Genomic DNA, 21572 nt, shown 5'->3' with positions numbered 1-21572 from the left:
TCCGGCCACCGCGATTTCAGTGACAGACCATCAATCCCGCGGGTGAAAAGCATTCTGTAAAAAAGGCACACATCAGAGGCGATGAAAACGGGTAACAAAAGTGTCTATAATTACGGCAGTAATGTCCACATTGATTATTTGCACAGCGTCACACTTTGCGATGACATAGCATTTTAATCCATAAGATTAGCGGATCCTGCCTGACGGTTTTTATCCCCACTATCTACTGTTTCTCCATACCTGTTTTTTTGGATGGAGTAAGACGATGGCGATTGCAATTGGCCTCGATTTTGGCAGTGATTCTGTACGAGCGCTGGCGGTGGAATGCGCCACCGGCGAAGAGATCGCCACCAGCGTAGAGTGGTATCCACGCTGGCAGGAAGGGCGCTATTGCGACGGTCCGAATAACCAGTTCCGCCATCATCCGCGCGACTATATTGAGTCGATGGAATCCGCACTGAAAACCGTCCTGGCTGAACTCAGCGCATCACAGCGCGCAGAGGTGGTCGGGATTGGCGTTGACAGCACCGGCTCCACACCTGCCCCCATTGATGCCGACGGTCATGTCCTGGCCCTGCGCCCGGAATTCGCCGACAACCCAAACGCGATGTTTGTGCTGTGGAAAGACCACACCTCGGTAGAAGAAGCGGAAGAGATTACCCGCCTGTGTCATACGTCGGGCAAGGTTGATTACTCCCGTTACATTGGCGGCATTTACTCCAGCGAATGGTTCTGGGCCAAAATTTTACATGTCACCCGTGAGGATAGCGCCGTCGCGCAAGCCGCCGTTTCATGGATTGAGCTGTGCGACTGGGTGCCCGCCCTGCTCTCCGGCACCACCCGCCCGCAGGATATTCGCCGTGGTCGCTGCAGCGCCGGACACAAATCACTGTGGCATGAAAGCTGGGGAGGACTCCCCCCCGCCAGTTTCTTCGACGAACTTGATCCGCTGCTTAACCACCACTTGTCTTACCCGATGTTTACCGAAACGTTTACTGCCGATATTCCCGTCGGAACGCTTTGTGCAGAGTGGGCGCAGCGCCTCGGTTTACCAGAAAGCGTGGTGATTTCCGGCGGCGCGTTTGACTGCCATATGGGCGCCGTCGGCGCTGGCGCGCAGCCAAATGCGCTGGTGAAAGTGATCGGGACGTCCACTTGCGACATCCTGATTGCCGACAAAGAGAGCGTCGGTGAGCGTGCGGTGAAAGGGATTTGTGGGCAGGTCGACGGCAGCGTGGTGCCCGGTTTTATCGGCCTGGAAGCCGGTCAATCCGCCTTTGGCGATATCTACGCCTGGTTTGGTCGCATTCTCAGTTGGCCGCTGGAACAGCTTGCCGCTCAGCATCCTGAGCTGAAAGATCAGATCAAAGCCAGCCAGAAACAGCTCTTACCCGCACTGACCGAAGCGTGGGCAAAAAATCCGTCGCTGGATCACCTGCCAGTGGTGCTCGACTGGTTTAACGGTCGCCGCACGCCAAACGCCAACCAGCGCCTGAAAGGGGTGATCACCGATCTCAACCTCGCTACCGATGCGCCAGCGCTGTTTGGCGGCCTGATCGCCTCCACGGCCTTTGGCGCGCGCGCCATCATGGAATGCTTTACCGAACAAGGCATTGCGGTCAATAACGTGATGGCGCTCGGCGGTATCGCCCGTAAAAACGTCAGCGTTATGCAGGCGTGCTGCGACGTGCTCAATCGCCCATTACAAATTGTTGCCTCCGATCAATGTTGCGCACTCGGCGCCGCGATTTTTGCCGCCGTCGCCGCGAAGGTCCACGCCGACATTCCTGCCGCGCAGGACAAAATGGCGAGCGCCGTCGAACACACGCTGCAACCTCGCCCGGAACAGGCCCAACGTTTTGAACAGCTTTATCGCCGCTACCAACAGTGGGCGATAAGCGCTGAACAACACTATCTCCCGACTGCCGCCCCGGTGCCAAAAGCCCCGGAACCCCAGGCAACCCTGACTCATTAAGGACACGACAATGACGATTTTTGATAATTACGAAGTGTGGTTTGTGATTGGTAGCCAGCATCTGTATGGTCCTGAAACCCTGCGTCAGGTGACTCAGCATGCCGAGCACGTCGTAAAGGCACTGAATACCGAAGCCAAACTGCCGTGCAAACTGGTCCTCAAACCGCTGGGCACGCGCCCGGATGAGATCACCGCTATCTGCCGCGACGCCAATTATGACGAAAAATGTGCCGGTATGGTGGTGTGGTTGCATACCTTCTCTCCGGCCAAAATGTGGATCAACGGTCTGACGATCCTCAACAAACCACTGCTGCAATTCCACACCCAGTTCAATGCCGCTCTGCCGTGGGACAGCATCGATATGGACTTTATGAACCTGAACCAGACCGCACACGGCGGCCGCGAGTTCGGTTTTATCGGCGCACGTATGCGTCAGCAGCACGCGGTTGTCACCGGTCACTGGCAGGACAAACAGGCACACGAGCGTATTGGTTCGTGGATGCGCCATGCCGTCTCCAAACAGGACACCCGTCATCTGAAAGTGTGCCGTTTTGGCGATAACATGCGTGAAGTGGCGGTGACGGACGGCGATAAAGTGGCCGCGCAGATCAAGTTTGGCTTCTCCGTTAATACTTGGGCGGTGGGCGATCTGGTGCAGGTGGTGAACGCCATCAGCGACGGCGACATTAACGCGCTCATCGACGAGTACGAAAGCAGCTACAGCCTGACCCCGGCCACGCAGATCCACGGTGATAAACGTCAGAATGTGCGTGAAGCGGCGCGCATTGAGCTGGGTATGAAGCGCTTCCTCGAGCAAGGCGGATTCCATGCCTTCACCACTACGTTTGAAGATTTACACGGCCTGAAACAGCTTCCTGGCCTCGCCGTACAACGCCTGATGCAGCAAGGCTACGGCTTTGCCGGTGAAGGCGACTGGAAAACCGCCGCCCTGCTTCGCATCATGAAGGTGATGTCAACCGGTCTGCAGGGCGGCACCTCCTTTATGGAGGATTACACTTACCACTTCGAGAAAGGCAACGATCTGGTGCTCGGCTCGCATATGCTGGAAGTGTGCCCTTCGATTGCCGTGGAGGAAAAACCGATCCTCGATGTGCAGCACCTCGGCATTGGCGGTAAAGATGACCCTGCCCGTCTGATCTTCAATACCCAAACGGGTCCGGCAGTCGTCGCCAGCCTGATTGATCTTGGTGATCGCTACCGTCTGTTGGTCAACTGCATCGACACGGTAAAAACGCCGCACGACCTCCCGAAACTGCCGGTGGCCAACGCCCTGTGGAAAGCGCAACCCGACCTGCCAACCGCGTCCGAGGCCTGGATCCTCGCCGGTGGCGCGCACCATACCGTCTTCAGTCATGCGCTGGATCTGAACGACATGCGCCAGTTCGCTGAAATGCACGACATCGAAATCAGCGTCATCGATAACGACACCCGCTTGCCTGCCTTTAAGGATGCGCTGCGCTGGAACGAGGTCTATTACGGCTTTAAACGCTAAGCGTCGTATCGGAATGCCCGGTGGCGCTGCGTTTACCGGGCCTACGCTCTTGTAGGCCGGATAAGCGCAGCGCCATCCGGCACACAGGAGCCAACATGTTAGAAGATCTCAAACGCCAGGTGTTAGAAGCCAATCTGGCGTTACCAAAACACAATCTGGTGACCCTCACCTGGGGGAACGTCAGCGCGGTCGACCGGGAACACGGCGTATTCGTGATTAAACCCTCTGGCGTCGATTACAGTGTGATGACTGCTGATGATATGGTGGTCGTGAGCATCGCCACCGGAGACGTCGTTGAAGGTACGAAGAAACCCTCTTCCGATACGCCGACCCACCGACTGCTGTATCAGGCGTTTCCGACAATCGGCGGAATCGTTCACACCCACTCACGCCACGCCACCATCTGGGCGCAGGCGGGTCAATCGATCCCGGCCACAGGAACGACCCACGCCGATTATTTCTATGGCGCCATTCCCTGCACCCGTAAAATGACCGATGCGGAAATCAACGGCGAATACGAATGGGAAACCGGCAATGTGATCGTCGAAACCTTTGAAAAACAGGGGATTGATGCAGCACAAATGCCCGGCGTGCTGGTGCACTCCCACGGCCCGTTTGCGTGGGGAAAAACGGCAGAAGACGCCGTTCATAACGCCATTGTGCTGGAAGAAGTGGCCTATATGGGCATTTTCTGTCGTCAGCTCGCACCGCAATTGCCGGATATGCAACAGACGCTGCTGGACAAGCATTACCTGCGCAAGCATGGCGCAAAAGCCTACTACGGGCAATAAACGTGTAGCCAGGGGTCGCCACGTTTCACTGGAATGATACCTGTATAAAACCACAGCAAAATCACCTAAACCAGGCTATAATAACGCCTGGTTTTTTTGATGGGTACACAGCTTGGCGCAGGCAGGTTTTATTTTAACCCGGCACTGGCGGGATACCCCGCAGGGAACGGAAGTCTCATTCTGGCTAGCGACGGACAATGGTCCATTGCAGGTCACGCTCGCGCCACAGGAGTCAGTGGCTTTTATCCCTGTCGATCAAATTCCCCGCGCCACTTCACTGTTAAGCACTGAAAATGGCTATCGTATCGCGCCGCTCAATCTGCGGGATTTTCACCGCCAACCGGTTTCAGGTTTGTATTGCCGCTCCCATCGACAGCTCATGCGTCTGGAAAAACGGCTGAAAGAAAACCGCATCACGGTCTATGAAGCCGATGTACGCCCGCCGGAACGCTATCTGATGGAACGGTTTATCACCTCTCCGGTGTGGGTCGATGGCGACCACCATCATGGCGCCATCGTAAATGCGCGCCTGAAACCCAATCCGCCCTATCGACCGCCATTAAAATGGGTGTCGCTGGATATCGAAACCAATCGCCACGGCGAGCTTTACTGCATTGGCCTGGAAGGCTGCGGCCAACGTACTGTTTATATGCTCGGCCCGGAGAATGGTGATGCCCGGGCGCTGGATTTTGAGCTCGAATATGTGGCGAGCCGCCCTCTGTTGCTGGAGAAACTCAACGCCTGGTTTGCCCAACACGATCCTGACGTGCTCATTGGCTGGAATGTGGTGCAGTTCGATTTACGCGTCCTGCAAAAACATGCTGAACGCTATCGCATTCCTCTGTGTCTGGGGCGCGAGAAGACTGAGCTGGAATGGCGCGAGCACGGCTTTAAAAACGGGGTGTTCTTCGCTCAGGCGAAAGGACGACTCATTATCGACGGCATTGAAGCGCTGAAATCCGCGTTCTGGAATTTCTCCTCATTTTCTCTGGAGACCGTTTCGCAGGAGCTGCTCGGTGAAGGGAAGTCCATCGACAATCCCTGGGATCGCATGGACGAAATTGACCGCCGTTTCGCCGAAGATAAACCCGCACTGGCCACCTATAACCTGAAAGATTGCGAGCTGGTCACGCGGATTTTTCACAAAACGGAAATCATGCCGTTCTTACTGGAACGCGCGACGGTCAACGGTCTGCCCGCCGATCGTCACGGCGGCTCGGTCGCCGCCTTCGGGCACCTCTATTTTCCGCGTATGCACCGCGCCGGTTATGTGGCGCCAAATCTGGGGGAAGTACCGCCCTTAGCCAGCCCCGGCGGTTATGTGATGGACTCTCGCCCCGGCCTGTATGACTCGGTGCTGGTACTGGATTACAAAAGCCTGTACCCCTCAATCATCCGCACTTTTCTCATTGATCCCGTCGGTCTGGTGGAAGGCATGGCGCAGCCCGATCCCACACACAGTACCGAAGGATTCCTCGACGCCTGGTTCTCGCGGGAAAAACACTGTCTGCCGGAGATCGTTACCCAGATTTGGCTCGGGCGCGACGAGGCAAAGCGCCACGGCAATAAACCGCTTTCGCAGGCGCTCAAGATCATCATGAACGCGTTTTACGGCGTGCTCGGCACCACCGCCTGCCGCTTTTTCGATCCCCGACTCGCTTCCTCGATCACCATGCGCGGCCACGCGATCATGCGCCAGACCAAAGCGCTCATTGAAGAACAAGGCTATGACGTGATCTATGGCGATACCGACTCCACATTCGTCTGGCTGAAGGGGGCGCACTCGGAAGAGGAGGCGGCGAAAATAGGTCGTTCGTTGGTACAGCATGTCAATGCGTGGTGGGCGCACTCGTTGCAACAACAGCAGTTAACCAGTGCGCTGGAACTGGAGTTTGAAACCCACTTCTGCCGCTTTCTGATGCCCACTATTCGCGGGGCGGATACCGGCAGCAAAAAGCGTTATGCCGGGATGATTCAGGAAGGCGACGCGCAGAGAATGGTGTTCAAAGGTCTGGAAACGGTACGCACCGACTGGACGCCGCTGGCGCAGCAGTTCCAGCAGGAGCTGTATCTGCGTATTTTTCGTAACGAGCCGTATCAGGATTACGTGCGGGAAACCATAGATAAACTGATGGCGGGAGAGCTGGACGAAAGGCTGGTCTATCGTAAACGTCTGCGCCGTCCATTAAGTGAATATCAACGAAATGTCCCTCCACACGTTCGCGCAGCCCGGCTCGCCGATGAGCAGAACCTGGCGCGCGGGCGACCTGCGCAGTATCAGAATCGCGGTACCATAAAATATGTGTGGACCACAAACGGCCCCGAACCTGTGGATTATCAACACTCGCCGCTGGATTACGAGCACTACCTGACGCGCCAGCTACAGCCCGTGGCAGAAGGAATTCTTCCCTTTATTGATGATAATTTTGCTACACTACTGACTGGGCAACTGGGGTTATTTTGACGCGTGACGAACGCGCCGCCATCCAGTACCATAGCGCCCTTTCCACTCCTGGACCCATATAACACTGCTGCCACTTTAGCCTGGCAGTGGGTGATTATTGCCTGCAATTAAAGATATAGAGCCAAACACATATGCCTTTTACACTTGGTCAACGCTGGATCAGCGATACAGAAAGCGAACTGGGACTTGGAACTGTTGTTGCGATGGATGCGCGAACCGTCACCTTACTTTTCCCGGCTACAGGTGAAAACCGTCTGTATGCGCGTAGTGACTCCCCCGTGACCCGCGTGATGTTTAATCCCGGTGATACGATTACGAGCCATGAAGGCTGGCAGTTGCAAATCGATGAAGTAAAAGAAGAAAACGGTCTGCTTGCCTACGTGGGTACTCGTCTTGATAGCGAAGAAGCGGGCGTCATGCTACGTGAAGTGCTGCTCGACAGTAAACTGGTCTTCAGTAAACCGCAGGATCGTCTGTTTGCCGGTCAAATCGACCGTATGGACCGATTTGCGCTGCGCTATCGCGCCCGTAAATTTCAGAGCGAACAGTATCGTATGCCGTGGAGCGGTCTGCGCGGTCAGCGTACCAGCCTGATCCCGCATCAGCTCAATATCGCTCATGACGTTGGCCGTCGCCACGCCCCGCGCGTGCTGTTAGCGGACGAAGTCGGTCTGGGAAAAACCATTGAAGCGGGGATGATCCTGCATCAGCAATTGTTGGCCGGTGCGGCAGAGCGCGTATTGATTATCGTGCCTGAAACATTACAACATCAGTGGCTGGTTGAAATGCTGCGTCGTTTTAATCTGCGTTTCGCGCTGTTTGATGATGAACGTTACGCAGAAGCCCAGCATGACGCCTATAACCCGTTTGAAACCGAACAACTGGTTATCTGCTCGCTGGACTTCGCCCGTCGCAGTAAGCAACGCCTGGAACACCTGTGCGACGCCGAATGGGATCTGATGGTTGTCGATGAAGCGCACCACCTGGTGTGGAGTGAAGATGCGCCCAGCCGTGAATATGCCGCTATCGAACAGTTGGCGGAACGCGTTCCGGGGATCCTGCTGCTTACCGCAACGCCGGAACAACTGGGGATGGAAAGCCACTTCGCGCGTCTGCGTCTGCTGGACCCAAGCCGTTTCCACGACTTCGGGCAATTTGTCGAAGAACAGAAAAATTACCGTCCGGTTGCGGATGCCGTTGCGATGCTGCTGGCAGGCAATAAGCTGAGCAATGACGAACTCAATATGCTCGGCGAGTTGATTGGCGAGCAGGATATCGAACCGCTGCTGCAAGCCGCCAACAGCGATCGTGAAGACGCACAGAGTGCCCGTCAGGAACTGGTCTCCATGCTGATGGACCGCCATGGCACCAGCCGCGTGCTGTTCCGTAACACCCGTAACGGTGTTAAAGGCTTCCCGAAACGCGAACTGCACACCATTAAACTCCCGCTGCCAACGCAGTATCAAACGGCGATTAAAGTCTCCGGGATTATGGGCGCACGTAAAAGCGCGGAAGACAGAGCCCGCGACATGCTCTACCCGGAGCAGATTTATCAGGAATTCGAAGGCGATACGGGAACCTGGTGGAACTTCGATCCCCGCGTTGAATGGCTGATGGGCTACCTGACCAGCCATCGCTCGCAGAAAGTGCTGGTGATTTGTGCGAAAGCCACCACCGCATTACAGCTGGAGCAGGTTCTGCGCGAACGCGAAGGTATTCGCGCCGCCGTATTCCACGAAGGCATGTCGATTATTGAGCGCGACCGCGCTGCCGCCTGGTTTGGGGAAGAAGACAGCGGCGCTCAGGTTCTGCTCTGTTCTGAAATCGGTTCCGAAGGCCGTAACTTCCAGTTCGCCAGCAACCTGGTAATGTTTGACCTGCCATTCAACCCGGACCTGCTGGAACAGCGTATTGGTCGTCTGGATCGTATTGGTCAGGCGCATGATATTCAGATCCACATTCCTTTCTTAGAAAAAACCGCGCAGTCGGTACTGGTTCGCTGGTATCACGAAGGTCTGGATGCGTTTGAGCACACCTGCCCGACCGGGCGCACCATCTATGACACGGTTTATAACGATCTGATCACCTTCCTGGCCGCGCCTGAAAACAGCGATGGCTTTGACGAACTGATCAAATCCTGCCGCGAACAGCATGAAGCACTGAAAGCACAACTGGAGCAGGGTCGTGACCGTCTGCTCGAAATTCACTCTAACGGCGGTGAAAAAGCGCAACAGTTGGCCGAAAGTATTGAAGAGCAGGATGACGATACCAACCTGATTGCGTTTGCCATGAACCTGTTTGATATCGTAGGTATTAATCAGGACGATCGCGGTGAGAATCTGATTGTTCTGACCCCTTCCGATCACATGCTGGTGCCGGACTTCCCGGGTTTACCTGAAGATGGCTGCACCATTACCTTCGAGCGCGACGTGGCGCTGTCGCGCGAAGATGCGCAGTTTGTGACCTGGGAACACCCGCTGATCCGTAACGGTCTGGATCTGATTTTGTCGGGCGATACCGGCAGCAGTACGATTTCCCTGTTGAAAAACAAAGCATTGCCGGTCGGTACGTTGCTGGTTGAACTGGTGTATGTGGTGGAAGCCCAGGCACCGAAACAGCTGCAACTTAACCGCTTCCTGCCGCCAACGCCGGTCCGTATGTTGCTGGACAAAAACGGCACCAATCTGGCGGCACAGGTTGAGTTCGAAACCTTCAACCGCCAGTTAAGCGCCGTGAACCGTCACACCGGCAGTAAGCTGGTCAATGCGGTTCAGCAGGATGTCCACGCGATTTTACAATTGGGTGAAGCGCAGGTAGAAAAATCCGCCCGTGCGTTGATCGATGCCGCACGTAGCGAAGCCGATGAAAAACTCTCCGCAGAGTTGTCACGTCTGGAAGCGCTGCGCGCCGTCAACCCTAACATCCGTGATGACGAACTGACGGCTATCGAGACAAATCGTCAGCAGATTCTGGAAAGCCTTGATCAGGCGAACTGGCGTCTGGATGCGTTGCGCCTTATTGTCGTCACGCATCAATAACGGAGCTGAAAATGGGAATGGAAAACTACAATCCGCCGACGGATCCCTGGCTGGTTATCCTGTATCAGGATGAACACATTATGGTGGTCAACAAGCCGAGCGGCTTGTTGTCTGTGCCGGGTCGTCAGGAAGAGCACAAAGACAGCGTGATGACGCGTATCCAACGCGATTACCCGCAGGCAGAGTCGGTGCATCGTCTTGATATGGCGACCAGCGGCGTGATTGTAGTGGCGCTCACGAAAGCGGCTGAGCGTGAACTCAAACGCCAGTTTCGCGAGCGTGAACCGAAAAAGCAGTATGTTGCGCGTGTGTGGGGGCATCCCGCGCCCAGCGAGGGAGTGGTCGATTTACCGCTGATTTGTGACTGGCCGAACCGGCCAAAACAAAAAGTGTGTTATGAGACGGGAAAAGCGGCCCAAACTGGGTATGAAGTGGTGGATTTCGCGGCGGATAATACCGCTCGGGTCGTCCTCAAACCGATTACCGGGCGTTCTCATCAACTACGCGTACACATGCTGGCACTCGGGCATCCTATTTTAGGCGACCGGTTTTATGCGCCCCCGGAAGCGCTGGCGATGGCGCCACGCTTGTTACTGCATGCCGAAATGCTCACCATTACGCATCCCGCTTACGGTAACAGCATGACCTTCAAAGCCCCGGCAGATTTTTAATGTCGGTCTGACTGCCGGATAGCGTGCAACGCATTGCTATCCGGCATCACGGATTACTTGAACCCTTTTTGTTCCTTAATCAGTTCATACGCCTTTTGAATTTCCTGCGCTTTTTGCTTCGCCATCTCCATCATCTCTGGCGGCAGACCTTTCGCCACCAGTTTGTCAGGATGATGCTCGCTCATCAGCTTACGATAGGCGCGTTTGATCGTCGTCGCATCGTCGCCAGCTTTCACGCCGAGTACATTACAGGCATCTTCCAGCGTCGGTCCTCGCTGCGCCTGTTGCCATCCGCCGCCAGATTGCTGCTGATATCCGCCGCCAAACTGTGCCCCGCCCTGCATCATGCGCAGAAACTGGTCAAACTGCGTGCGGGAAATCCCTAACTCTTCGGCGATGACATACAGCACTTCCCGCTCGTTCGGATGCAAAGTGCCATCGGCAAACGCCGCCTGAATCTGAATCTCCAGAAACATGCGGATCAGATCGAATCGCCCAAAACAGACGCTACGAAACTGGCGCATTTTTTCACGTAATGGGTAATTGTCTGATTTTCCGACGCGGAAGGCATGTTGCGCCGCTGTACGCGATTCACCGTGCAAATTCATCCGATCCATCAACTGACTGGCGATATGAATATCGGCTTCGGTGACGCGCCCCTTCGATTTGGTTAAGTGTCCCATGACTTCAAAAGTCGTGGCAAAAAACAGCGCCTGACGCTCACGTTGGTTCGCAAACCACGCCATTTTGCGACTGCGGGCTTTGTCGAACATATGCCCGACCAGCAGGCCTAAAACCACGCCCCAGAAGCCTCCGCCCATCATTAGAGCCACGGCGACACCAATTATTTTTCCCCAGTACTGCATAGACTCCCCAAATCTTTACGCGGTCAGTGAGGCTATGTCCCACAATATAAGGTGCTTTTACGGTAATCAACGCTACGGTCAATTGTGGGACATAGCCTATAATTTGCATTATCATACCTGTCATTCAATGCCGTGCCTAACACCACAGACGCTATATCCATTGGATTTCGAGTTGCAACACGGCGATAACGTACCGCCAAAAACGATGCAGCCAGGAAGATGGCGGGTATAAAACGGACAGGATTAACACTAGCGCAGTGAAGATGAGTACGTTAGTCTCTGACCGTTTGTCACGCGCAACGCTACCGATGATGGAACAATAAATACAACGTATGAAAAAACGTATTCCCACTCTTCTGGCCACCATGATTGCCAGCGCCCTTTATAGCCAGCAGGGCGCCGCAGCCGATCTCGCCTCACAGTGTTTGCTGGGTGTGCCGAGCTATAACCGTCCACTGGTGCAGGGCGAGACGAACGAGCTACCCGTTACCATTACGGCCGATCACGCCAAAGGGAACTACCCTGATGACGCGGTGTTTACCGGTAATGTGGATATCGCCCAGGGCAATAGTCGCCTTCTGGCTGATGAGGTACAACTCCATCAGAAAGAAGCGCAAGGCCTCCCCGAGCCCGTTCGTACTGTCGATGCGCTGGGTAACGTCCATTATGATGACAACCAGGTCATCCTGAAGGGACCGAAAGGTTGGTCGAACCTGAATACCAAAGACACTAACGTGTGGGAAGGCGACTATCAGATGGTCGGTCGTCAGGGGCGTGGTAAAGCGGACCTGATGAAACAGCGTGGCGAAAACCGTTATACCATCCTTGAAAACGGTAGCTTCACCTCCTGTTTACCCGGCGCTGACACCTGGAGCGTGGTGGGCAGTGAAGTTATCCACGACCGCGAAGAACAGGTGGCGGAAATCTGGAACGCCCGTTTTAAAGTCGGCCCTGTTCCGGTCTTCTATAGCCCGTATTTGCAGTTACCGGTTGGCGATAAACGCCGCTCAGGCTTCCTGATCCCGAATGCGCAGTACAGCAGTAATAACTATTTTGAGTTCTATCTGCCGTATTACTGGAACATCGCGCCCAATATGGACGCCACGATCACACCACATTATATGCACCGCCGTGGCGGCATTATGTGGGAGAACGAATTCCGCTACCTCACCCATGCGGGCGCCGGTTTGATGGAGTTTGACTACCTGAACTCCGATGATGTCTATAGTGACGAAAATCCTAACGATGACAACTCGCGCCGCTGGTTGTTCTTCTGGCAACACTCAGGTGTCATGGACCAGGTATGGCGTTTCAACGTCAACTATACCAAGGTCAGCGACTCACAATATTTCAATGACTTCGATAACAAGTACGGTTCCAGTACTGACGGCTATGCGACGCAGAAATTTAGCGTTGGCTATGCGGTGGAAAACTTTGACGCCACCGTGTCGACCAAACAATTCCAGGTCTTTAGCGATCAGAGCACCAGCAGTTACTCGGCGGAACCACAGTTAGACGTTAACCTCTATCAGAATGACGTCGGTCCTTTTGATATGCGTGTCTACGGTCAGGCAGTGCATTTTGTTAACACCAAAGACGATCAGCCGGAAGCAACTCGTCTGCACATCGAACCGACCATCAATTTGCCGTTGTCGAATCAGTGGGGCAGTATCAATACGGAAGCCAAGTTGATGGCAACCCACTACCAACAGACCAATCTGGATTCGTACAATAACAATCCCAAGAATTTGAATAAGCTGGATGAGTCCGCAGACCGTGTGATGCCGCAGTTCAAAGTCGACGGTAAGATGATTTTTGAACGCGACATGGCCACCTTCGCCCCAGGTTATACCCAGACGCTGGAGCCGCGCGCGCAGTATCTGTATGTGCCGTTCCGTGACCAGAGTGGTATCTACAACTACGATTCGTCTTTACTGCAGTCTGACTATTCTGGCCTGTTCCGCGACCGGACTTATGGCGGACTGGACCGCATCGCTTCTGCAAACCAGGTCACGACCGGCGTCACATCTCGTGTATATGATGACGCTGCCGTTGAACGTTTTAACGTTTCTCTGGGTCAAATCTACTATTTCACGGAGTCTCGCACTGGCGATGACAACATTAAATGGGAGAACGATGACGAAACGGGCTCACTGGTGTGGGCGGGCGACACCTACTGGCGTATTTCCGATCGTTGGGGTTTACGCAGTGGGGTGCAATATGACACGCGTCTGGACAGCGTGGCGACCAGCAGCAGCAGCATTGAATACCGTCGGGATGAAAATCGCCTGGTGCAACTGAACTACCGGTATGCCAGCCCGGAATATATTCAGGCAACATTGCCCAAAAATAGTGACGATACTCACTGGAATGCCCCACAGTACAAAGACGGGATTAATCAGGTCGGTATGGTGGCGAGCTGGCCGATTGCTGACCGGTGGTCCATTGTTGGCGCCTACTATTATGACACCAATGTGAATAAAGCTGCCGACCAGATGCTCGCTCTACAGTATAACTCCTGCTGCTATGCGCTGCGCTTCGGGTACGAACGTAAGCTGAACGGTTGGGATAGTGACAAACAAGAGTCTGTCTATGACAACGTGATCGGCTTTAACATCGAGCTGCGTGGCCTGAGCTCCAACTATGGCCTCGGCACGCAAGAGATGCTGCGCTCGAACATTCTGCCGTACCAGAACTCTTTGTGATCTGATTGATTTACCACGTAATCCGCATTGCGGTTAATTGAAATGGAAAAAGTATGAAGAACTGGAAAACGCTGCTTCTCGGTATCGCCATGATCGCGAATACCAGTTTCGCTGCCCCGCAGGTAGTCGATAAAGTCGCAGCCGTCGTCAATAACGGCGTCGTACTCGAAAGTGACGTCGATGGGTTAATGCAGTCAGTAAAACTCAACGCGGGTCAGGCGGGTCAACAGCTTCCGGATGACGCTACGCTGCGCCATCAGATCCTTGAACGTTTGATCATGGATCAGATTATGCTGCAGATGGGCCAGAAAATGGGCATCAAAATCTCTGACGAGCAGTTGGATCAAGCCATCGCCAACATTGCCAAGCAGAACAACATGACGCTGGATCAGATGCGTAGCCGTCTGGCTTACGACGGTCTGAACTACTCGACCTACCGTAGCCAGATCCGCAAAGAGATGATCATTACTGAAGTGCGTAACAACGAAGTACGCCGTCGTGTAACGATTCTACCGCAGGAAGTTGATGCGCTCGCCCAGCAGGTCGGTAAACAAAACGATGCCAGCACCGAGCTGAACCTGAGCCATATTCTGATTCCGCTGCCGGAAAACCCAACCTCCGACCAGGTGAACGAAGCCGAAAGCCAGGCGCGTTCTGTCGTTGAGCAAGCGCAAAGCGGCGCTGATTTCGGCAAACTGGCCATCGCCCATTCTGCTGACCAACAGGCGCTGAATGGCGGCCAGATGGGCTGGGGTCGAATTCAGGAACTGCCGGGTATCTTCGCTCAGGCACTGAGCACAGCGAAAAAAGGCGATATCGTCGGTCCGATTCGTTCAGGTGTCGGTTTCCATATTCTGAAAGTGAATGATATGCGTGGCCAGAGCCAGAGCATTTCGGTGACTGAAGTTCACGCCCGTCATATTCTTCTGAAACCGTCGCCGATCATGACCGATCAACAGGCGCGCCTGAAACTGGAAGAGATCGCTGCGAACATCAAGAGTGGTAAAACCACGTTTGCCGCCGCTGCGAAAGAGTTCTCTCAGGATCCGGGTTCTGCCAACCAGGGCGGCGATTTGGGCTGGGCTGCGGCGGACATTTTCGACCCTGCCTTCCGTGATGCGCTGACCCGACTGAACAAAGGCCAGATGAGCACCCCAGTGCACTCTTCCTTTGGCTGGCATCTGATCGAACTGTTGGATACACGTAACGTTGATAAAACCGACGCAGCCCAGAAAGACAGAGCCTATCGCATGCTGATGAACCGTAAATTCTCGGAAGAAGCAGCGACCTGGATGCAGGAACAGCGCGCCAGCGCATACGTTAAAATTCTGAGCAATTAATGAGCAGAACACAACGTGTTGTCATCACTCCCGGCGAACCCGCCGGGATTGGTCCGGACCTGGTTGTCCAGCTTGCACAGCGTGAGTGGCCGGTAGAACTCGTCGTCTGTGCCGATGCCACGCTATTAACAGACCGAGCAGCCATGCTCGGTTTACCGCTCACACTACTCCCTTATTCGCCCCACTCTCCAGCCAGGCCCCAGTCAGCAGGCACGCTGACCCTCTTGCCTGTCGCACTGCGTGCATCGGTCTCAGCAGGTCAGTTGGCGGTCGAAAATGGGCAGTATGTGGTGGATACGCTGGCTCGCGCCTGCGATGGTTGTCTGCAGGGCGAATTTGCGGCGCTGGTGACCGGCCCGGTTCACAAAGGCATCATTAATGATGCTGGCGTGCCATTTACCGGACACACGGAGTTTTTAGAAGAACGCTCACAGGCAAAGAAAGTGGTCATGATGCTGGCAACCGAAGAACTTCGCGTTGCGCTGGTCACCACGCATCTGCCGCTCAGAGCCGTTGCCGATGCGATTACGCCTGCCCTGCTGCAAGAGGTGATCGGTATTTTGCATCACGACCTGCGCCTGAAATTTGGCCTGACCGATCCGCATATTCTGGTATGTGGTTTGAATCCGCATGCCGGAGAAGGCGGTCATATGGGAACGGAAGAGATCGATACGATCATTCCGGTGCTGGATGCGCTACGTGCGCAGGGTATGCTTTTAAGCGGCCCACTGCCCGCCGATACGCTATTTCAGCCTAAATACCTCGATAGTGCCGATGCTGTTCTGGCAATGTACCACGATCAGGGTCTTCCCGTGCTAAAATACCAGGGCTTTGGGCGCGGCGTGAATATCACGTTGGGCCTACCCTTTATTCGCACATCTGTTGATCACGGCACCGCGCTTGAACTCGCGGGTCGTGGAGAAGCCGATGTCGGCAGTTTTATTACGGCGCTTAATCTCGCCATCAAAATGATTGTTAATACTCAATGAATAATAGAGTCCATCAGGGCCACTTAGCCCGTAAACGCTTCGGGCAAAACTTTCTCAACGATCAGTTTGTGATCGACAGTATCGTTTCTGCTATCAACCCGCAGAAAGGTCAGGCCATGGTCGAAATCGGTCCTGGACTGGCAGCACTGACGGAGCCGGTAGGCGAACGCCTGGATCAGCTCACGGTCATCGAACTCGACCGCGATCTGGCTGCACGTCTGCAAACACACCCGTTCCTGGGGCCGAAGCTGACGATTTATCAGCAAGATGCCATGACCATGAATTTTGGCGAGCTTTCCGAAAAAATGGGGCAGCCGCTGCGTGTGTTTGGCAACCTGCCCTACAACATCTCCACACCGTTGATGTTCCATCTCTTTAGCTATACTGATGCCATTGCTGACATGCACTTTATGCTGCAAAAAGAGGTTGTGAACCGTCTGGTTGCAGGACCAAACAGTAAAGCGTATGGTCGATTAACCGTCATGGCGCAGTATTACTGTCAGGTGATCCCGGTTCTTGAAGTGCCGCCATCGGCCTTCACACCGCCGCCTAAAGTGGATTCTGCCGTCGTACGTCTGGTACCGCATACAACGATGCCGCATCCGGTCAAAGATGTTCGCGTACTGAGCCGTATTACTACCGAAGCCTTTAACCAGCGTCGCAAAACGATTCGCAACAGCCTCGGTAATTTGTTTAGCGTTGAGCTGCTGATCGAACTGGGCGTTGACCCGGCAATGCGGGCAGAGAATATTTCTGTCGCGCAATACTGCAAGATGGCGAACTATCTGTCAGAGAACCCGCCGTCGAAGGAGAGTTAAGCATGATCAATTCGCCCCGAGTGTGTATTCAGGTACAAAGCGTCTATATTGAGGCGCAGTCCGCACCTGATGATGAACGTTACGTCTTTGCATATACCGTGACCATCCGCAATTTGGGGCGAGCGCCAGTACAGCTGTTAGGTCGCTACTGGCTGATTACCAATGGTCATGGCCGTGAAACTGAAGTACAGGGTGAAGGTGTGGTTGGCGTACAGCCACACATCGCGCCTGGTGAAGAATATCAGTATACCAGCGGTGCCGTCATTGAAACGCCGCTGGGCACCATGCAGGGTCATTACGAAATGATCGACGAAAATGGCGTCGCCTTTACGATCGATATCCCCGTATTTCGACTCGCTGTTCCTACACTCATTCATTAAAACTAGAGCGATGGCAACATACCTCATTGGCGACGTTCACGGTTGCTACGACGAACTGATCGCATTGTTAGAACAAGTAGAATTTACCCCAGGGAATGACACCTTATGGTTGACGGGCGATCTGGTCGCCCGTGGTCCCGGTTCTCTGGATGTGCTGCGCTACGTTAAATCACTGGGTGACAGCGTTCGCTTAGTGCTGGGCAATCACGACCTTCATTTGCTGGCCGTCTTTGCTGGCATCAGTCGCAATAAACCCAAAGACAGACTTACCCCGCTGCTGGAAGCGCCAGATGCAGACGAACTGCTCAATTGGTTGCGTCGTCAGCCGCTATTACAGGTTGATGAAGAGAAGAAACTGGTCATGGCCCACGCGGGCATCACACCACAGTGGGATCTACACACCGCCAAAGAGTGCGCACGCGATGTCGAAGCGGTCTTATCCAGCGACTCTTACCCTTTCTTTCTGGACTCAATGTACGGCGATATGCCAAACAACTGGACACCGGAGTTAACAGGGCTGGCGCGGCTGCGTTTTATCACCAACGCGTTTACCCGCATGCGCTACTGTTTTCCGAACGGTCAACTGGATATGTACAGCAAAGAGTCACCGGAAAACGCACCGGCGCCGCTGAAGCCCTGGTTTGCCATTCCGGGACCGGTTAGCGAAGCGTACAGCATTGCTTTCGGACACTGGGCCTCACTGGAAGGAAGAGGCACGCCAGAGGGTATTTACGGGCTGGATACAGGATGCTGCTGGGGCGGTGACTTAACCTGCCTGCGTTGGGAAGATAAAAAATATTTTGTGCAGCCATCAAACCGCCACCGAAATCCTGGCGGACATGAAGCGGTGGCGTCGTAATCGCGCAACAGGAATACAGGCCGGATAAGACGCGTCAGCGTCGTCATCCGGCACTCTGCGCCTGATTCTCTGATAACGCGTCGCTTATCAGTCTTACCGGCGTTCCAGAACTTCGAAGCAGTAGCTGTGTGAGTTCTGCTCGTCGGCGTCATGAAACTCACTGAATACCGATTCCCAGTCATCAGGCTCGTAGTCCGGGAAATGCGTATCCCCTTCAACTTCGGCATCAATGTGCGTCAGATACAGCTTTTGCGCTTTCGGCAAGAACTGCTCGTAAACACGGCCACCGCCAATCACCATAATCTCTGGCGCATCACCACAGGCTGCCACCGCGTCGTCAATAGAGGTCACCCACTGCACACGATCGTCAGTGCCTGGCTGGCTGCTGATAACGATATTCTTACGCCCTGGCAGCGGTCGACCGATGGATTCCCAGGTGTGACGTCCCATAATGACAGGCTTGTTTAACGTGTTACGTTTAAACCAGGCGAGATCGGCAGGCAGGTTCCACGGCATGGCGTTTTCCATGCCAATAACGCGATCTACCGCTAACGCCGCAATCAGACTGATCATTGAATAATTCCCGGATGCAAAAAAATTGTCGCCACTATACGGAAAGCGTAATCTTTCGTCGACTGGCGGAAAGAAGATGAGCACGAAAATTTTCCGTTCTGCTGGCGACCCCACTGATTTAAAGTGGAGTGCCAGCCTTACAGTATTTTAAAAACAGTCAATTAGCAGTAAAGTTTGCAGAACATCACATTTTTTACCTTATGCTGACGGTTTCACTTCCGGCTCATCGGCAACGTCGCCCGTATGTTTACCTTCATCCGTGCCTTGCCAGCCATGGCGTTGAATTAAAGACAAATGTTCGCGATCTTCGGTGATGATTTCACTCAGCATTGCACTGGTGCGTTTGTAGACGGCCGCGCGGGCATTTGCGTCATTTTCCCCCATTGCCATCTCTTCAACCATTTGCGTATTGAAATGGCGGAACAAGTCCGCGCGCTCACGCGCTTCATAACGGCCTAATCCTAAACTTTCCAGCGCCAGACGCCCGGTCTTTAACGCGCCTTCAAAGGTTTCACGTTCCGGCATCTCCACCCCGGCCTGTCGCAAACGAATGTAGTGATCGACATCGCGGGCGCGGGCAAGAATTTGCAGACTGGGGAAATGGGTCTTCACCATTTCAGTCAGCTCAAGACTGGTTTGCGGATCGTCAATGGCGTTAATTAACACCTCTGCTTTTGCAGCCCCCGCAGATTCCAGCAAATCCATGCGCGTCGCATCGCCGTAAAACACCTTCATACCAAATTTACGCAGCGTCTCAATATGGTCAGGGTCGTGATCGAGGACGACCATTTTCACCCCGCTCGACAACAGCAAACGACCGGTTATCTGACCATAGCGCCCGAACCCGGCGATGATCACCCGCGGTTGTTCTTCATCAATTTCATCAGCTTCACGTTCTTCTTCGGCCGCGGATTTTTCCATCCGGGTCAGCAGCACCAGCAAAATCGGCGTCGCCGCCATAGAGAGTGCCACCGCCAGCGTCAGCGCTTTGGCCCATTCAGGATCCAGCACATTCGCCATTTGCGCCGCCCCAAACACCACAAACGCAAATTCACTCCCCTGCCCTAATAATACGGCAAACCAGCGACGTTGTTTGTTCGGAACCTGCAATGGTCGGGCAATCAGCCACAGCATACCCATTTTAATGACCAGGAATCCCACCAGCAGAATGACGATACGCAGCGGGTTATCAATCAGCGTGCCAAAATCGATCGACATGCCGACGCCAATGAAAAATAGCCCCAGCAATAGCCCTTTAAACGGCTCAATATCGCTTTCCAGCGCATGTCGGTATTCTGAACTCGCCAGCAGCACGCCAGCCAGAAACGCGCCCATTGCCATTGAGAGCCCCACCTCTTCCAGCAGCAATCCGAAGCCGAAAACAAGGAACAGCGCCACGGCGCTGAAGACTTCCCGCAGGCCTGAGCGAGCCACAAAACGCAGCGCCGGACGCGTAACATAGCGCCCCAGCAACACCACCAACACCAGAGCACCTGCGACTTTTAATGCAGAAAGCGCAAACGCCCCCAGAGTCGTGGCTGCACCGCTGGCCGCCAGCAAGGGAATCATCGCCACCAGCGGAATCGCCGCGATATCCTGGAACAGCAGCACCGCAAAGGCGCTACGCCCCATTTGGGAAACCGTCAGATTACGTTCGTTCATCGCCTGCATGGCGATGGCCGTCGAGGAGAGCGCCAGCGTCATACCAATCAGCTCTGCAACCTGCCAGCGCAGACCGAGGAACATACAGAACAGCCCAATCAGGCCGCCACAAACCACCATCTGCAAAGCGCCGCCGCCAAACACAGAGGCCCGCAGTTTCCACAAACGCTGCGGATCCAGCTCAAGGCCGATAACAAACAGCATCAGCACCACGCCAATCTCAGCAAAATGCAGGATAGATTCGGCGTCTGTCACCAGGCGTAATCCCCAGGGGCCGATAATGCATCCGGCAATGAGATACCCCAGCACCGACCCTAAGCCAAGCCGCACAGCAATCGGCACAATCAGCGCCGCAGAACCCAGATAAATTAACGCCTGTATTAGCGTGTGACTATCCATTGTGCGCCTCCTGCCATTCCATCAACCGCTGCTTGTAGTGACGCGCCTGCGCCTGCAACGTTTCGTCATCGCAAATAAAGGTGCAATGCACAGCAAACGGCGGCTGCCAGGTCAATCCGCAGTAAATTGCAGTGGCCTGCAGAGGTTGAGAAAGCACGTCAAACCCCGGGTGTGAGCCAATATCAAAATGGCTTTCGCCGCCGCCCGTGGTGACGGCCCACATCAGGTGTTTATCGCGAAGCGCGGTTCCGCCGTGCCCATAGGCCCAGCCGTGAGAAAGGACTTTATCCATCCAGAGTTTAAGCAAGGGGGGAACGCCGTACCACTGCATCGGGTGTTGCCAGATGACCAGGTCAGCGCGGGATAGCGCTTCCTGTTCTGCGGCGATATCGATATTGAAGTCGGGATAGAGCTGGTAAAGAGAGCGAATTTCTACACCGTCCAGCGTCCTTGCCTGTTCGAGCATCCGCTTATTCGCATGCGAATGGTGCGGATAGGGATGCGCGTAAATGATAAGAATCATGATTAG

16 protein-coding genes are annotated in these 21572 nt (G+C 54.4%); 12 read left to right on the top strand and 4 right to left on the bottom strand.

Annotation, left to right across the window (positions count from 1 at the left end; all coding sequences use genetic code 11):
- Positions 1-265 precede the first annotated feature (265 nt).
- From araB to rluA, 6 genes are all read left to right on the top strand, one after another.
- Positions 266-1975: a ribulokinase gene (araB, locus tag AC07NP_RS07425; protein ID WP_494660034.1), complete on the top strand. Its 1710-nt coding sequence runs from the start codon at positions 266-268 to the stop codon at positions 1973-1975.
- 10 nt (positions 1976-1985) lie between these two features.
- Positions 1986-3488, top strand: a complete 1503-nt coding sequence (araA, locus tag AC07NP_RS07420) for an L-arabinose isomerase (RefSeq protein WP_203358950.1) — start codon at positions 1986-1988, stop codon at positions 3486-3488.
- A gap of 95 nt (positions 3489-3583) precedes the next feature.
- Positions 3584-4279: an L-ribulose-5-phosphate 4-epimerase gene (gene araD, locus AC07NP_RS07415; RefSeq protein WP_192611056.1), complete on the top strand. Its 696-nt coding sequence runs from the start codon at positions 3584-3586 to the stop codon at positions 4277-4279.
- A gap of 112 nt (positions 4280-4391) precedes the next feature.
- Complete coding sequence (gene polB, locus AC07NP_RS07410; RefSeq protein ID WP_494660033.1) at positions 4392-6743, top strand: DNA polymerase II; 2352 nt, start codon at positions 4392-4394, stop codon at positions 6741-6743.
- 131 nt (positions 6744-6874) lie between these two features.
- On the top strand, positions 6875-9781 hold the full coding sequence (gene rapA / locus AC07NP_RS07405) for an RNA polymerase-associated protein RapA (protein ID WP_494660032.1): 2907 nt from the start codon (positions 6875-6877) through the stop codon (positions 9779-9781).
- An 11-nt stretch (positions 9782-9792) separates the two neighbouring features.
- Positions 9793-10452 (top strand): bifunctional tRNA pseudouridine(32) synthase/23S rRNA pseudouridine(746) synthase RluA, encoded by a 660-nt coding sequence (gene rluA, locus AC07NP_RS07400; RefSeq protein ID WP_494660031.1) that lies wholly within the window; start codon positions 9793-9795, stop codon positions 10450-10452.
- A gap of 53 nt (positions 10453-10505) precedes the next feature.
- Here rluA and djlA read toward each other — a convergent pair whose 3' ends face one another.
- Positions 10506-11318, bottom strand: a complete 813-nt coding sequence (gene djlA, locus AC07NP_RS07395) for a co-chaperone DjlA (protein WP_494660030.1) — start codon at positions 11316-11318, stop codon at positions 10506-10508.
- 332 nt (positions 11319-11650) lie between these two features.
- Between djlA and lptD the strand changes: the two genes are divergently transcribed.
- The 6 genes from lptD to apaH are packed head-to-tail and all read left to right on the top strand — an operon-like array spanning position 11651 to position 18409.
- Complete coding sequence (gene lptD, locus AC07NP_RS07390; protein WP_494660029.1) at positions 11651-14023, top strand: LPS assembly protein LptD; 2373 nt, start codon at positions 11651-11653, stop codon at positions 14021-14023.
- 53 nt (positions 14024-14076) lie between these two features.
- Positions 14077-15363 carry a peptidylprolyl isomerase SurA gene (gene surA / locus AC07NP_RS07385; RefSeq protein WP_192611050.1) on the top strand — a complete coding sequence of 429 codons (1287 nt, stop codon included), beginning with the start codon at positions 14077-14079 and terminating at the stop codon, positions 15361-15363.
- Entirely contained in the window at positions 15363-16352 is a 990-nt protein-coding gene (gene pdxA, locus AC07NP_RS07380; RefSeq protein WP_494660028.1) for a 4-hydroxythreonine-4-phosphate dehydrogenase PdxA, read from the top strand. The genes surA and pdxA overlap by 1 nt, the downstream gene beginning before the upstream one ends.
- Positions 16349-17170: a 16S rRNA (adenine(1518)-N(6)/adenine(1519)-N(6))-dimethyltransferase RsmA gene (rsmA, locus tag AC07NP_RS07375; protein ID WP_192611048.1), complete on the top strand. Its 822-nt coding sequence runs from the start codon at positions 16349-16351 to the stop codon at positions 17168-17170. The genes pdxA and rsmA overlap by 4 nt, the downstream gene beginning before the upstream one ends.
- A 2-nt stretch (positions 17171-17172) precedes the next feature.
- Positions 17173-17550, top strand: coding sequence for a Co2+/Mg2+ efflux facilitator ApaG/CorD (gene apaG / locus AC07NP_RS07370; RefSeq protein WP_192611047.1), 378 nt, complete (start codon positions 17173-17175; stop codon positions 17548-17550).
- Positions 17551-17560: 10 nt separating this feature from the next.
- Entirely contained in the window at positions 17561-18409 is an 849-nt protein-coding gene (gene apaH / locus AC07NP_RS07365; RefSeq protein WP_203358957.1) for a bis(5'-nucleosyl)-tetraphosphatase (symmetrical) ApaH, read from the top strand.
- 93 nt (positions 18410-18502) lie between these two features.
- Here the strand turns inward: apaH and folA are convergent, their stop codons facing one another.
- From folA to kefF, 3 genes are all read right to left on the bottom strand, one after another.
- Complete coding sequence (gene folA, locus AC07NP_RS07360) at positions 18503-18982, bottom strand: type 3 dihydrofolate reductase (RefSeq protein WP_203358958.1); 480 nt, start codon at positions 18980-18982, stop codon at positions 18503-18505.
- 198 nt (positions 18983-19180) lie between these two features.
- On the bottom strand, positions 19181-21043 hold the full coding sequence (gene kefC, locus AC07NP_RS07355; RefSeq protein ID WP_494660027.1) for a glutathione-regulated potassium-efflux system protein KefC: 1863 nt from the start codon (positions 21041-21043) through the stop codon (positions 19181-19183).
- A complete protein-coding gene (gene kefF / locus AC07NP_RS07350) occupies positions 21036-21566 on the bottom strand; it encodes a glutathione-regulated potassium-efflux system oxidoreductase KefF (RefSeq protein WP_494660026.1) in 531 nt (176 codons plus the stop codon). The genes kefC and kefF overlap by 8 nt, the downstream gene beginning before the upstream one ends.
- Positions 21567-21572: the final 6 nt, after the last annotated feature.

It is taken from the genome of Citrobacter sp. GW821-FHT07H02, assembly GCF_059418505.1.
The sequence above is the reverse complement of the archived record's forward strand: the minus strand, read 5'-3'. Positions and strand labels throughout refer to the sequence as shown.